This window comes from Nocardia wallacei, from assembly GCF_029868745.1.
Taxonomy (GTDB): Bacteria; Actinomycetota; Actinomycetes; order Mycobacteriales; family Mycobacteriaceae; genus Nocardia; species Nocardia wallacei_B.
The window spans coordinates 1-12792 of record NZ_JARWOP010000126.1; the positions used below are offsets into that span (position 1 = coordinate 1).

The following is a 12792-nucleotide window of genomic DNA, read 5'->3' on the forward strand; positions in this document are numbered from 1 at the left end:
GGGGGGGGTGCGGGGGTTTTGTGGTGGGGGGGGGGGGGGGGGGGGGGCGCCCCCCCCCCCCCCCCCCCCCCTGGACCGGGTCGGTCACGACGTGGCCGTGATAGACCGGGATTCCAGCGCGTTCCTGCGCCTGGGCAAGGACTTCGGCGGGGAACGGATCACCGGCGTCGGCTTCGATCGGGATGTGCTGCTGCGCGCGGGCATCGAGCGGGCCGGTGCGTTCGCGGCGGTCTCCTCCGGCGACAACTCCAACATCATCTCGGCGCGGGTGGCGCGGGAAAATTTCGGCGTGGAGCGCGTGGTGGCGCGCATCTACGACGCCAAGCGCGCCGCCGTCTACGAGCGTCTGGGCATCCCGACCATCGCGACCGTGCCGTGGACGACCGACCGTTTCCTGCGCGCCCTGCTCAACGAGGCGGACGGCGCCACCTGGCGCGACCCCACCGGGACGGTCGCGGTCACCGCGCTCGACCTGCACGAGGACTGGTACGGGCGTACCGTGCGAGAGTTGGAGGAGGCGACCGGCGCCCGCGTCGCGTTCCTCATCCGGTTCGGACAGGGCGTGCTGCCCGGCAACAAGACCGTGCTGCAGGCCGACGACATCGTCTATGTCGCGGCCACTTCCGGCAGCGTCGGCGCCGCCGCCGCGCTGGCCGCCGATCCACCGTCGAGCGAGGACAAGTCGTGAAGGTAGCGATCGCCGGTGCCGGCGCGGTCGGCCGATCCATCGCCCAGGAACTGATCCGCGGCGGCCACGAGCTGATGCTGCTGGAGCGCCGTATCGATCACGTCGATCCGGCGGCCGTCCCCGCGGCGACCTGGGTGCACGGCGACGCCTGCGAACTGGAACTGCTCGAGGAGGCCCGGCTGCAGGAGTACGAGGTGGTCATCGCGGCCACCGGTGACGACAAGGCGAATCTGGTGTTCAGCCTGCTCGCCAAGACCGAGTTCGGGGTCCGGCGGGTGGTGGCCCGGGTCAACGACCCGCGCAACGAGTGGCTGTTCGACAACTCGTGGGGCGTGGACGTGGCGGTGTCCACGCCGCGGCTGCTGGCGTCGCTGGCCGAGGAGGCCGTGTCGGTCGGTGATCTGGTGCGGCTGATGACGCTGCGTCAGGGGCAGGCCAATCTGGTCGAGATCACCTTGCCGGCCGACACCCCGCTGGCCGGCAAGGCCGTCCGGACGCTGAAGCTCCCCCGCGACGCCGCCCTGGTGACGATCCTGCGCGGCGGCCGGGTCATCGTACCGCAGGCCGACGATCCGCTCGAAGGCGAGGACGAGCTGCTGTTCGTGACCTCGGTGGAGGCGGAGAACGAACTGCGGAAATCGTTGGGCGTCAACGGCATCGGCGAGCGCGTCGACTAAGAGCGGGAGATCTTCAGCTCGGCGCGCAGCTTGTTCAGCGCCCGGTGCTGCATCACCCGCACCACGCCGGGGCTGGTGCCGATGGCCTCGGCGGTCTGCGCCGCGGTCCAGCCCAGCACGATGCGCATGACCAGCACCTCGCGGTGGGCGGGGGCCAGCACCTTCATCAGTTCGCGGGTGGCTCGGCGGCGCTCCGACACCAGCGCCATCTCCTCCGGGCCCGCCGCGGTGGAGGGCTGGTCGGGGAATTCGGCGACGGGATAGGCGGGCTGCTGCTGGGCGCGGCGGAAGGCGTCGGCGACCTTGTTGGCCGAGATGCCGTAGACGAACGCCAGGAACGACTTGCCCTGATCGCGGTAGCGCGGAATGGCCTGCACGGTCGCGATGCAGATCTCCTGGGCGATGTCCTCGGCGGTGACGTGCAGGTGCCCGCCGCTGCCGATGCGGGCCGCGCAGTACCGCCGCACCAGCGGCTGGACGATCTTGATGATCTCGGTGACCGCCTGCCGGTCGCCCGCGGCGGCCGGTCCGATCAACCGATCCAATTCGGCCGCGGCCCTGCGGCTCTCCGAACCGGCGGCGGTGGCCATCGGTGACCGGGTGCCGCGACGCTTCGGCCGGTCCTGTGTTGCCACCGTGTTGCCCTCGGTACCCACTGGCGGATCCTTTCGCCGATCGCTGGTCTTACCAAGAATCCTGCGATGAACGGCGATCGCGAAATAGGTACCCCAGGGGTGGGTTCATCCCCACCTGGTTGCGCGCGGGGCCCCCAAAGGTGTGGGCACACCAGGATGTTCGGGGCGATCGGCGTTTCGGTTCATGATCGAAACGCCCGGTTCGGCGGGGCGGACGGTCAGTCGACCCGATGACGGCCGGGGGCCGGCTCGCCGCCGCGGCTGGAGCGCGGCAGATGGCCGGCCTTGCGCACGGCCCACACGGTGACCAGGAGCGCGAGGGCGGTCAGGGGCCAGCCCATCGCGATGCGGGCCACGGCCAGCATGCCCGTGGCGTCATGGTCGTAGAGCTGGGACTGCACCAGGTAGCGGGCGCCGAACACGATCACCCACACCACGGTGGCCAGGTCGTACAAGCGCATCACCCGGCGGTCGGAACGCCAGTCGGTGCCATGCCCGTTGAGCCATCCCCAGATCACTCCGGCCAGCGGCCAGCGCACCAGCAGCGACACCAGGAACACACCGCTGTAGACGAGGCTGGCCCAGATGCCGAACGCGAAGAATCCCTTGGCCGCGCCCATCCGGTAGGCGATGAACGCGCACACTCCGACGCCGATGAAACCGGAGATCGCCGGCTGCACCGGATCGCGGCGTATCAGCCGCCACACCAGGATCGCCGCCGCGACGCCGAGCGCGGACCAGATCGCCGCGGTCAGGCCCCACAGGGCGTTGGCCGGGACGAACACCAGGACCGGCAGCGTGGAGTAGATCAGGCCGCTGAAGCCGCCCAACTGTTCCAGCAGGGTCTGTTCCAGGGGGCCGGTGGGCTCGGGCTCGCCGGGTTCGGGGTCGTATGTCGCGTCGTCCGCGCGGGCGGACCGTTCGCTGTCTACGACGGCGGAGCGGTCGGCCCGGTCGTCGCTGCTGGGAATCGGCATGCGTCAGGAGTTCTCACGTAGTTCGTAGTAGGGGTTGAAGATCACCTTGGCCCCATCACGCTCCCCGATGCGGCCGCGGACCAGGATACGGCGTCCCGGATCGATCCCGGGGATGCGCCGCCGCCCGATCCATACCAGTGTCACCGCGTCGGTGCCGTCGAAGAACTCGGCCTGCAGATTCGCCCCCGCGGCCTTCGGACACGCCTCCACGCTGCGCAGCTTGCCCAGCATGGTGACCTCCTCACCACGTCGGCATTCGTCTGCCCGGCAGGCGCCGGAGGCTTCGGAGGTCTCGGCCAGTTCCTCGGCGTCGAGGTGGTCCAGATCGGCGGTCAACCTACGACCCAGGCGACGGAAGTACCCGCTGTCGGGACCCGCCTTGCGCCCGGCAGTCCCGGATCCTGCCTTGTTTCCGCCTGTGAAAGGCATCTTGCAACACTTCCTGCACTGCAGACGGCGTGGGCTCCACGTCGTCGGGTTTCCCACACGACCGGCCGAGCGGCCGTATATCGCCAACTGTAGATGGGCGTTCGACCCCTCGCCACGCGAGGCCGCCCACATCCGTGGATACCCAATGTGCAGCGGTTTTCCACCTCGAGATCGAGAGGGTGGCCCAGGTCACCACGAGACCCGGATCGCCGGCGGCGACGCACCTGCCCTCCCCGGAATCGGCGCCCCCGCCGCGTAGGCTTCGGCGCGTGCCCGATCTACCCCGCCCGGCCCTCGTCGTCGCCCTGCCCGGTACCGGCTCGGACGCCGACTTCGCCCGTCGCGCCTTCGGACCCGCCTGTGCCGCACTGGATCTGCCGTTCCTGGCGGTGGAGCCCGACCCGCGCGCGGTGGTGGCCAGCTGCCGCGCCGCGCTGGATACCGCGGCGCGGTCGGGGCCGGTGCTCGCGGCCGGTATCTCGCTCGGCGCCGCCATCGCGGTCGAATGGGCTCGCGCGCGGGCGGATTCGGCCTTCGGCGTGATCGCCGCGCTGCCCGCGTGGACCGGTGACGACGCCGGAGACTGCCCGGCGGCGCTCAGTGCCGCGACCACCGCGGCGCAGCTGCGCGCCGACGGGCTCGAGGCGGTTGTCGGACGTATGCGCGACAGCAGCCCGGATTGGCTGGCCGCGGCCCTCACCCAGTCCTGGACCGCCCAGTGGCCGCACCTGCCCGAGGCGCTCGAGGAAGCCGCGGCCTATCCGTGGCCGACTCCGGAAACCCTTGCGGGGCTGAGTGTTCCGGCGACCATCGTGACGGCAGTGGACGATCCGGTGCATCCGCTCACGGTCGCCGAACGCTGGGCGGCGCTGATCCCGCGGTCCGAACTGCACCGCATCACCCTCGCCGAACTGGGCGCCGATCCCGGCATCCTGGGGTGCCGCGGCCTGGCCCGCTTGGCCGGGCGGCACGCCACGCACCGCTGACCGAACCCGCTGTGGTCCAAGGGTATTACCCGTGAGGTAATCGACCACCGCATCAGTGTCCGGCATCGTGATCGGCATGATCACCGAAGGCCCGACCACCCGCGCCACCGTCGAGGAACTGCTGCGCCGCATCGCCGCGGGTGACCCCGATCGGATCGCCGAACTGTATGCGCCCGAATACGATTGGAAGCTGAGCTGGCCCGCGGACGAACACGGCCGCGACGCCACGTCGTGGATCGTGCACCGCAGCACCCGCGCCGACGCGGCCGACCACTACCGGCAACTGCGCGGCCACCACATCCCCGAAGAGGCCGCGACCGAGGTCGAGCGCATCCTCGTCGACGGTCCCGATGCGGTGGTCCTGGGCGAGATCCGGCAGACCGCCCGCCCCACCGGCCGCCCCTACCGAGCCCGCTTCGTCCTGCACGTGACCGTCGAAAACGGTCTGATCACCCGCAACCACGTCTACGAAGACAGCCTCGCCGTAGCCCGAGCCTTCGACCCCCACCACTGAACGACGGTGGGGCCGAGGCGAGGTGGGGTTAGTTCAGGCCGAGTTGTTGCATGGCGGAGCCTTCTGTGCCGCGGCGGGGTTGGGGGGGGTCGTCGGGGGTGATGGTGGGGTATTGGCCGGTGGCGTGGGCTTGGGCTTCTGCTACCTGGGCGGCTCGGGCCTGTTCCTGTGCTTCGACCTGTTGTTGGTGGGCCGCGGTGAGCTGGTCGGCGAGTTCCTGTGGGAGGACTACGGGGAGGGGCTCGCGGACGGGGAGCGGTTCTTCGCCGCGGCGGACCACTGTCTCGCTGACGATGGCGCGGGCCGCTTGGACGAGTGGTGTGCCCTCGTCCACCGAACCCGAGGGGCCCGCGGCGACCAGGCGCAGCATCCAGCGATATCCGTCGACGCCGATGAAGCGCAGGTCGGCGCCCTGGGTGACGGCGTGTAGCTCTCGGCCCCAGGGGCCGTTCTGGACCGACACCTGCGCGCCGTCCTTGCGTAGCGAGTCGCGCAGGTCGTTGACGACCGAGCGCCACTGCCCGGGTGACTTCGGCGCGGCGTAGGCGGCCACGGTCAGGCGGCCGTGCTCGGTGGCCAGGTGGACCGCCTGGGGCGTGCCGTCGGGCGTCATCTCCACCTGGAGCTGGCCACCCTCGGGGACGGGCAGGATTACCGAGCCCAGGTCCAGTCGCTGATCGCCGACGTCCTCGAGTACGTCGGCGACGTCCTCGTAGTCGTAGGGCCCGGTGCGCCCGGACGGATCGGTGTCGTGTTCCTGGCCGGGCCAGGCGTCGTCGTCGTAATCGTCGTCGCGGTAGGCGGGCTGCTGCCCGGTCCGGTAGGCCGGGTGCTCGCCGGTCCGATAGGCGGGCTGCTCGCCGGTTCGATAGGCCGGTTGCTGTCCGGTCCGGTACGCGGGTTGCTGTCCGGTCCGGTAGGCCGGTTGCTGGCCCGTCCGCGGGGCGGCCTCATCATCCGCCAGGTATGCGGGCTGGCGGCCGGTTCGAGGAGCGGGGGTTTCCCTCGGCCGACGGGCGGGCTCATCCGGCCGATAAGCGGGCTGTTGTGCGGCGCGCGGAGCAGGCGCCTCGCCCGGCCGATAGGCAGGCTGCGCCCCGGTGTGACGGGCAGGGGTCTCGCCCGGCCGATACGCGGGCTGTTCCCCAGTTCGGTGGACAGGTGCTTCGCCCGGTCGATACGCCGGCAGCTCGCCGGTGTGACGGACAGGGGTCTCTCCCGGCCGATACGCAGGCTGCTCCCCGACGCGGCGAACAGGTGCTTCGCGCGGCCGGTAGGCAGGCTGCTCCCCCGTGCGGTGGACAGGTGCTTCGCCCGGCCGATACGCGGGCTGCTCCCCGGTGAGAGGGGCGGGCGTTTCGCCGGGACGATAGGCGGGCTGCTGGCCGGTGCGGTACGCGGGCTGCTGGCCCGTGCGGTAGGCCGGTTGCTGGCCGGTCCGGTAGGCGGGGGTCTCGTCGGTGCGGTAGACCGGCGTCTCGTCGGTGCGGTAGGTCGACTCGTCGTAGTCGTCCTCGTACTCCTCGTACTCCGCCTCGGCGTCGTATTCGTCCTCGTCGTACCAGGTGTCGTCGTCGTAGTGACCTCTGGCGGGAGCGTCGTCGTCGCGTCTGCGCCTGCGTCCGAACATCGTCATGCCTCCTTGCCGGCGCCCGCGCCGGCGGCGTCAGCGGCGAGACTGGCGTGCCCGCCGCTGGACCCGTATCCACCCGCGCCCCGCGCGGTGTCGTCGAGTTCCTCGACCTCCACGAAATCGACCAGCTCGACCCGCTGCACCAGCAACTGCGCGATCCGGTCGCCGCGGCGCAGCTCGATGGGAGTGCGCGGATCGTGGTTGATCAGGCAGACCTTGATCTCGCCCCGATACCCCGCGTCGACCGTGCCCGGGGTGTTGACGATCGACAGCCCGGTCTTGGCGGCCAGCCCGGATCGCGGATGGATGAGACCGACCGTGCCGATCGGCAGTGCGACGGCGATACCCGTGCCGACGAGCACCCGCTCCCCCGGCTCCAGGATGACGTCCTCGGTGGTGCACAGGTCCACGCCCGCGTCACCCGGGTGCGCGCGGGTGGGGACAGGAATGCCGGGATCGAGCCGCAGCAGGGAGATAGGTGGAATACCGGTCACGTACAGCGAGCCTACGCGGTCGGCGTACCGCTCCGACAGCGACATGGCCGGAGCGCGACCAGCGGAACGACCTGCTCCCGCCGCACTCCGGCGCCGCGCGCTGACTTAGTCTGATGTGGTGCCCGACCAGTCCGCGCCGACCCCCGATGCCACCCCCGCCGCCGCAGCATCCGAGGCCATGAACCGACCCGCGAACGCCACCCCCGCCTACACGGAACGTCTGTGGGTGCCGCTGTGGTGGTGGCCGGTGGGCTTGGCCATCGCGGGCCTGCTGGCCGCGGAGGTGCACATGGGCGCGCCGGGCATCCGAGCCTGGCTGCCGTACGTGCTGCTGCTCCCGGTTCCGATATGGGCGCTGCTGTGGCTGAGCCGGCATCGCGTCGAGGTCGGACCGGATGCCGGTGGAACGATCGAATTACGAGCGGACCGGGCACATTTGCCGGTAACGTATGTGGCCCGGGCAGCGGCGGTCCCGGCCAGCGCGAAGAGTGCGGCGCTGGGCAGGCAGCTCGACCCCGCCGCCTATGTTCAGCATCGGCCCTGGATCGGACCCTTGTTGCTGCTGGTACTCGACGACCCGGACGATCCGGCACCGTACTGGTTGGTCAGTACGCGCCGGCCCGACCGGGTGCTGAAAGCGCTCGGCGTGCGCGACGCGAGCTGACCGGCAGACGCCGGCCGGCCAGGCTGCGCCGGGCACGCGCATATTCCGGCCGCGCCCGGGGCTGCCGAGCGCGGAGTGATGGTAGTTCTATCCGCTGAATACTCAGGCTGCGCAATCCATGCAGATCAGCTGACCGCCCGCTTCGCTGGCGAGCCGGCTGCGGTGATGCACCAGAAAACAGCTCGAGCAGGTGAACTCGTCGGCCTGCTTCGGGATCACCCGAACCGACAGCACTTCCTCGGACAGGTCCGCCCCGGGAAGTTCGAACGATTCCGCGGTATCGCTGTCGTCGACATCCACGACGGCGGACGCGGCCTCGTTGCGACGAGCCTTCAGCTCCTCCAGCGAGTCCTCCGACACCTCGTCGGTTTCGGTACGCCTCGGTGCGTCATAGTCGGTTGCCATGTCGTCTTCCCCTCGTCCTTACTCCGTATATCCCGGACCGGCCCCACCTGGGCCGATTCCTGGGAATCGGCTCGGCGACGCCGCCCCGCCGGTGGTGTACGTCACGTGTACACCGGTCGCCGACCGGGCCAGATCTGGTGGACCTGTACCGGATCGCGCTCGGTCAACGCAGGACATGTCCTGGTTGTTCCCGAAATCTCCGCCCTGATTCACATCTGTCGATTCGAATCAGCCGCCAGACAATAGCGGACAGCGAGGCAAAAGTCGCAATCAAAACCCGAGCGCGTCGAAACTGAGGGGTAATCGTCATCGCCTCCCCTGGACAGTGCCGATTTCGTGCCCGAGCGTCCGACGAATCGTTACCCCCGCGATATCTGTCGCACACCTGCCCCTCGCGCCGCGCGCGCCGCCACTCCCGGTGTCCGCATGCGGGATTGTGCGAGCCGAACTCGTAAGGTGTGCGTGTGGTTTCACTGATCACCGAAGGCAGCGCCGTCGACGACAAAGGGCGCCCGTTCCTGCGCCGCCGGTACCAACCCTGGGTCGCGCTCGTCGCGATCCTGGCATTGATCTGCGCGATCGTGTGGATCAAGGCCCTGACGACCGAGAGCAAGAGCCATGCGGCCATGGCGTGCAATTCGCCGTCGCCGGTGGCCGACCCGAATGCCCCGCAGCCGGCGCCGCTGGGCCAGCGGGTCTCGCCGTCGCGCCTGCAGGATGTGGAACCGGCGCCGCTGACCCAGTCGAAGGTGCGCGTCTACAACGCTTCCGGACAGCGCGGCCTGGCCGAGCACATCGCTTCTCGCCTCAGCGATCTCGGCTTCGCGAGCCCGCCGGCGCCGCAGTTCGCCAACGATCCGGTCTACCTCAACGGTGATCTGGTGTGCACCGGGCAGATTCGCTTCGGTGTCAACGGCCGCCCGGCCGCCGCGGCGGTGCAACTGGTCTCCCCCTGCGCGGAGCTGGTCGAGGACAAGCGCAACGACGACACCGTCGATCTGGCGCTGGGCTCGCTGTTCGGCAACGAGGTGCGCCCGTCGACCGACGCCGAGGAGGTGCTGCGGTCGCTGAAGAACCCGGCGCCCGGCGGACCGGCGATCGACTCCACCCTGCTCGACGCCGCCCGCAAGGGCACCTGCTGAGGCGTCAGCTCTCCGGAATCGCCTCCGACACGCCGAGCCGGTCGAACAATTCGAGCAATTCTTCCGCGATGCCCGGCGCGGCGGCGACCACCAGTTCCCCGGTCTTGCTGACCGTGCCCGCCGGCGGCAGCACCAGCCGGGCGCCGGCCTCGGCGGCGATCAGCGCGCCCGCCGCCCAGTCCCAGGTGTTCAGCCCGTGTTCGTAGTGGGCGTCGGCCCGGCCCGCGGCGACCATGCACAGGTCCAGCGCCGCCGAGCCGATGCGGCGGATGTCGCGCACGTGCGGGAGCAGTTCGCCGATCAGCCGTCCCTGCCGGGCCCGCCGCGCCGCGCCGTAGCCGAAGCCGGTGGCCAGGAGCGTCATGGCGACCGAGTCGACTTCGTTGCAGCGCAACGGGATCGCGATGTCGTCCGGTCCGGTGCGGGTGGCGCCGGCGCCCAGTCCGGCGCTGTAGATCTGCGCGCCGGCGACGTCGGCCACCGCGCCGGCCAGCGACCGCCCGCCGCGCATGGCGGCGACCGAGACGGCGTAGGCGGGGATCCCGTACATGAAGTTCACGGTGCCGTCGATCGGGTCGACCACCCAGACGACCTGCCGATCCGCACCCAGGCTGCCGCCGCCCTCCTCCCCCAGCACCGGCTCGCCCGGGCGCAGGTCGGCGAGCAGCCGCCGGATCAGCTGCTCGGTCTCGGTGTCGACGACCGTGACCGGATCGGTGGGCGAGCTCTTGGCCCGCACCGCGTCCTGCGCGTCCTCGCCCGACCCGAAGACCTCGGGCCGCCGGGCGCGCACATGGGCGGCCGCGGTGAGCGCGAGATGCACTGCGACACGGCGTAATTCGGCGATCTCCGCGGGGTCGATCGGGTCCGGAGCGGGCCGGGCGGGGTCGGTGACGGCGGCGGACGGTGAGGGATTCGTATCGCGCACGACATCCATCGCAGCACAGATCCCGCGCCCCGCGCATTAGGCTTGTCGGGCACGACACAGATCCGGTGGTCGTGCGAACCCGTCACACAACGCCGTGTATCGTGCCGCGCGCACCTGCGATCAGGGCCGGCACCACAGGGAAACGAGGAGACTGTCCATGTCCGCTCGGGGGCAAGCATTCGGTATCGACATCGGGGGTAGCGGGGTGAAGGGCGCGGTGGTCGACCTCGCCACCGGCGAACTCGCGCACGAGCGCATCAAGATCGCCACACCGCAGCCGTCCACCCCGAACGCCGTCGCCGAAACGGTCGCGAAACTGGTCGCCCAGGCGGACTGGGACGGGCCGGTCGGTCTCACACTGCCCAGCGTGGTGGTCAACGGCGTGGCCCGCACCGCCGCCAATATCGATAAGGCCTGGATCGACACCGACGCCCGGCTGCTGTTCTCCGCGGCGCTCGGCGGCCGCGACGTGGTCGTGCTCAACGACGCCGACGCCGCCGGGATGGCCGAGGACCGCTACGGCGCGGCCAGCAAGATCGACGGGCTGGTCATGCTGCTGACCTTCGGCACCGGCATCGGCTCGGCGCTGCTGTACCACGGCACGCTGGTGCCGAATACGGAATTCGGCCACATCCTGGTCGACGGCAAGGAAGCCGAGCACCGCGCCGCTTCGTCGGTGAAGGAACGAAAGAAGCTGTCGTACAAGGAGTGGTCGGCTCAGGTGACCAAGGTGCTGGTCACCCTCGAGAACCTGCTGTGGCCGGACGTGTTCGTGGCCGGTGGCGGCATCAGTCGCGACGCCGAGCACTGGATCCCGTTGCTGGGCAACCGGACTCCGGTGGTGGCGGCGGATCTGCGCAACACGGCGGGAATCGTGGGCGCCGCGATGGCCGTCGACGCCGGGATCGCACCGTGATCGACCCGGCAACCAGCGAGGCTGCGGCATCGCACTCCGCCCGGATCGTTACAATGGAACGCATGACCGGCGGTGAGCCGGAAACCGACCCCGGCCGGAGAGCCGGGTTTAACCCCGACAGAACCGCTCCGCCGGAAGATCACTCTGGCGTGACGCCGCACGAGACCGTCACGAAAGGGCGTACGTGGTAGCCACGAATACCCGAGAGACCGCCGAATCGGCCGAGGCCGCCGACTCCATCGACAGCACCGCAGCACGGCCGGTCAAGAAGGCTGCCGCCAAGAAGGCTCCCGCCAAGAAGACCGCCGCGAAGAAGGCTCCCGCCAAGAAGGCCGGGGCCAAGGCGGCGGCCAAGAAGGCGCCGGCCAAAAAGGCCGCGGCGAAGAAGGGCGCGCCCGGCGCCGAGAACGAGACCGACGAGACCATCGACGACGAGTCGATCGAACTCGACGATCTGGACAGTCTGGAAGTCACCGACGACGACCTGACCGACGAGACCGAGATCGCCGAGGAGGTCACCGTCGCCGACGATGAGGAAGCCGAGGCCGAAGAGCCGACGGAGAAGGACAAGGCCTCCGGCGACTTCGTCTGGGACGAGGAGGAGTCCGAGGCGCTCCGGCAGGCCCGCAAGGACGCCGAACTCACCGCTTCCGCCGACTCGGTGCGCGCCTACCTCAAGCAGATCGGCAAGGTCGCGCTGCTCAACGCCGAGGAGGAGGTGGAACTCGCCAAGCGCATCGAGGCCGGGCTCTACGCCACCGAGAAGCTGCGCGAGTTCGCCGACAAGGGCGAGAAGCTGCCGGTGCAGGGCCGCCGCGATCTGCAGTGGATCATGCGCGACGGCAACCGCGCCAAGAACCACCTGCTGGAGGCCAACCTCCGCTTGGTGGTCTCGCTGGCCAAGCGCTACACCGGCCGCGGCATGGCGTTCCTGGACCTGATCCAGGAGGGCAACCTGGGCCTGATCCGCGCGGTCGAGAAGTTCGACTACACCAAGGGCTACAAGTTCTCCACGTACGCCACCTGGTGGATTCGGCAGGCCATCACCCGCGCCATGGCCGACCAGGCCCGCACCATCCGCATCCCGGTGCACATGGTCGAGGTCATCAACAAGCTGGGCCGTATCCAGCGCGAGTTGCTGCAGGACCTGGGCCGCGAGCCCACGCCCGAGGAACTCGCCAAGGAAATGGACATCACCCCGGAGAAGGTCCTCGAGATCCAGCAGTACGCCCGCGAGCCCATCTCGCTGGATCAGACCATCGGCGACGAGGGCGATTCCCAGCTGGGCGACTTCATCGAGGACTCCGAGGCGGTCGTCGCGGTCGACGCGGTGAGCTTCACCCTGCTGCAGGATCAGCTGCAGTCGGTCCTGGAGACGCTCTCCGAGCGCGAGGCGGGCGTGGTCCGGCTGCGCTTCGGCCTCACCGACGGCCAGCCCCGCACCCTCGACGAGATCGGCCAGGTGTACGGGGTCACCCGAGAGCGCATCCGCCAGATCGAGTCGAAGACCATGAGCAAGCTCCGCCACCCCAGCCGCTCCCAGGTCCTGCGGGACTACCTGGACTAGAGCAAGCACCAGATACGCGAAACGCCCCCCGGACAACCGCGGGGGTTTGGAATAACCCGGAAAAAATGCCAAGCCGGTTGCCCCCCAACACCAAAAAACCAACCCCACATACCACGGGCCGACAACCCGGGCGGGCC

At 70.0% G+C, this 12792-nt stretch carries 14 protein-coding genes and 1 pseudogene; 8 read left to right on the forward strand and 7 right to left on the reverse strand.

Going from position 1 to position 12792, the window contains the following annotated elements:
* Positions 1 to 70: 70 nt before the first annotated feature.
* Both QH470_RS10120 and QH470_RS10125 read left to right on the forward strand, forming a co-directional pair.
* Positions 71 to 688 (forward strand): potassium channel family protein, encoded by a 618-nt coding sequence (locus tag QH470_RS10120; RefSeq protein WP_280272050.1) that lies wholly within the window; start codon positions 71 to 73, stop codon positions 686 to 688.
* The gene (locus QH470_RS10125) at positions 685 to 1365 is read left to right on the forward strand and encodes a potassium channel family protein (protein ID WP_280272039.1); all 681 of its coding nucleotides are present in this window, start codon (positions 685 to 687) and stop codon (positions 1363 to 1365) included. Before QH470_RS10120 ends, QH470_RS10125 begins: the two co-directional genes overlap by 4 nt.
* Here QH470_RS10125 and QH470_RS10130 read toward each other — a convergent pair.
* From QH470_RS10130 to QH470_RS10140, 3 genes are all read right to left on the reverse strand, one after another.
* Complete coding sequence (locus QH470_RS10130) at positions 1362 to 1955, reverse strand: sigma-70 family RNA polymerase sigma factor (RefSeq protein WP_280272051.1); 594 nt, start codon at positions 1953 to 1955, stop codon at positions 1362 to 1364. The genes QH470_RS10125 and QH470_RS10130 overlap by 4 nt on opposite strands.
* A gap of 263 nt (positions 1956 to 2218) precedes the next feature.
* Positions 2219 to 2977, reverse strand: a complete 759-nt coding sequence (locus tag QH470_RS10135) for a DUF3159 domain-containing protein (RefSeq protein ID WP_280272040.1) — start codon at positions 2975 to 2977, stop codon at positions 2219 to 2221.
* A gap of 3 nt (positions 2978 to 2980) precedes the next feature.
* Positions 2981 to 3406 carry an OB-fold nucleic acid binding domain-containing protein gene (locus QH470_RS10140; RefSeq protein WP_280272041.1) on the reverse strand — a complete coding sequence of 142 codons (426 nt, stop codon included), beginning with the start codon at positions 3404 to 3406 and terminating at the stop codon, positions 2981 to 2983.
* A gap of 269 nt (positions 3407 to 3675) precedes the next feature.
* Between QH470_RS10140 and QH470_RS10145 the strand changes: the two genes are divergently transcribed.
* Both QH470_RS10145 and QH470_RS10150 read left to right on the forward strand, forming a co-directional pair.
* Positions 3676 to 4392 (forward strand): alpha/beta fold hydrolase, encoded by a 717-nt coding sequence (locus QH470_RS10145; protein ID WP_280272042.1) that lies wholly within the window; start codon positions 3676 to 3678, stop codon positions 4390 to 4392.
* A gap of 76 nt (positions 4393 to 4468) precedes the next feature.
* Positions 4469 to 4906 (forward strand): nuclear transport factor 2 family protein, encoded by a 438-nt coding sequence (locus QH470_RS10150; protein ID WP_280272043.1) that lies wholly within the window; start codon positions 4469 to 4471, stop codon positions 4904 to 4906.
* 28 nt (positions 4907 to 4934) lie between these two features.
* Here the strand turns inward: QH470_RS10150 and QH470_RS10155 are convergent.
* Both QH470_RS10155 and dut read right to left on the reverse strand, forming a co-directional pair.
* Positions 4935 to 5750 (reverse strand): annotated as a pseudogene (locus tag QH470_RS10155) (DUF3710 domain-containing protein); the annotation flags it as partial.
* Positions 5751 to 6538: 788 nt separating this feature from the next.
* Positions 6539 to 7078: a dUTP diphosphatase gene (gene dut, locus QH470_RS10160; protein ID WP_280272044.1), complete on the reverse strand. Its 540-nt coding sequence runs from the start codon at positions 7076 to 7078 to the stop codon at positions 6539 to 6541.
* Positions 7079 to 7211: 133 nt separating this feature from the next.
* Here dut and QH470_RS10165 point away from each other — a divergent pair, with 133 nt between their 5' ends.
* Complete coding sequence (locus QH470_RS10165; protein WP_280272053.1) at positions 7212 to 7697, forward strand: DUF3093 domain-containing protein; 486 nt, start codon at positions 7212 to 7214, stop codon at positions 7695 to 7697.
* A 102-nt stretch (positions 7698 to 7799) separates the two neighbouring features.
* On the opposite strand, the gene QH470_RS10170 is transcribed toward QH470_RS10165, so the two are convergent.
* Positions 7800 to 8102, reverse strand: a complete 303-nt coding sequence (locus QH470_RS10170) for a DUF4193 domain-containing protein (protein ID WP_280272045.1) — start codon at positions 8100 to 8102, stop codon at positions 7800 to 7802.
* Positions 8103 to 8566: 464 nt separating this feature from the next.
* Between QH470_RS10170 and cei the strand changes: the two genes are divergently transcribed.
* Entirely contained in the window at positions 8567 to 9244 is a 678-nt protein-coding gene (cei, locus tag QH470_RS10175; RefSeq protein WP_280272046.1) for an envelope integrity protein Cei, read from the forward strand.
* Between the two features lie 4 nt (positions 9245 to 9248).
* Here cei and QH470_RS10180 read toward each other — a convergent pair whose 3' ends face one another.
* Positions 9249 to 10106 carry an inositol monophosphatase family protein gene (locus QH470_RS10180; RefSeq protein ID WP_425302644.1) on the reverse strand — a complete coding sequence of 286 codons (858 nt, stop codon included), beginning with the start codon at positions 10104 to 10106 and terminating at the stop codon, positions 9249 to 9251.
* 223 nt (positions 10107 to 10329) lie between these two features.
* On the opposite strand from QH470_RS10180, the gene ppgK reads away from it, so the two are divergent.
* Positions 10330 to 11088, forward strand: a complete 759-nt coding sequence (gene ppgK, locus QH470_RS10185; RefSeq protein ID WP_280272048.1) for a polyphosphate--glucose phosphotransferase — start codon at positions 10330 to 10332, stop codon at positions 11086 to 11088.
* A 184-nt stretch (positions 11089 to 11272) separates the two neighbouring features.
* Positions 11273 to 12655, forward strand: coding sequence for an RNA polymerase sigma factor (locus QH470_RS10190; RefSeq protein ID WP_280272049.1), 1383 nt, complete (start codon positions 11273 to 11275; stop codon positions 12653 to 12655).
* Positions 12656 to 12792 lie beyond the last annotated feature (137 nt).

Bases quoted from the DNA above. Each gene is read 5' to 3' on its own strand.
- QH470_RS10140 (WP_280272041.1), bottom strand. From the start codon at position 3,406: ATGCCTTTCACAGGCGGAAACAAGGCAGGATCCGGGACTGCCGGGCGC.
- QH470_RS10150 (WP_280272043.1), top strand. From the start codon at position 4,469: ATGATCACCGAAGGCCCGACCACCCGCGCCACCGTCGAGGAACTGCTG.
- ppgK (WP_280272048.1), top strand. From the start codon at position 10,330: ATGTCCGCTCGGGGGCAAGCATTCGGTATCGACATCGGGGGTAGCGGG.
- QH470_RS10165 (WP_280272053.1), top strand. From the start codon at position 7,212: ATGAACCGACCCGCGAACGCCACCCCCGCCTACACGGAACGTCTGTGG.
- QH470_RS10135 (WP_280272040.1), bottom strand. From the start codon at position 2,977: ATGCCGATTCCCAGCAGCGACGACCGGGCCGACCGCTCCGCCGTCGTA.
- QH470_RS10130 (WP_280272051.1), bottom strand. From the start codon at position 1,955: ATGGCCACCGCCGCCGGTTCGGAGAGCCGCAGGGCCGCGGCCGAATTG.
- dut (WP_280272044.1), bottom strand. From the start codon at position 7,078: ATGTCGCTGTCGGAGCGGTACGCCGACCGCGTAGGCTCGCTGTACGTG.
- QH470_RS10170 (WP_280272045.1), bottom strand. From the start codon at position 8,102: ATGGCAACCGACTATGACGCACCGAGGCGTACCGAAACCGACGAGGTG.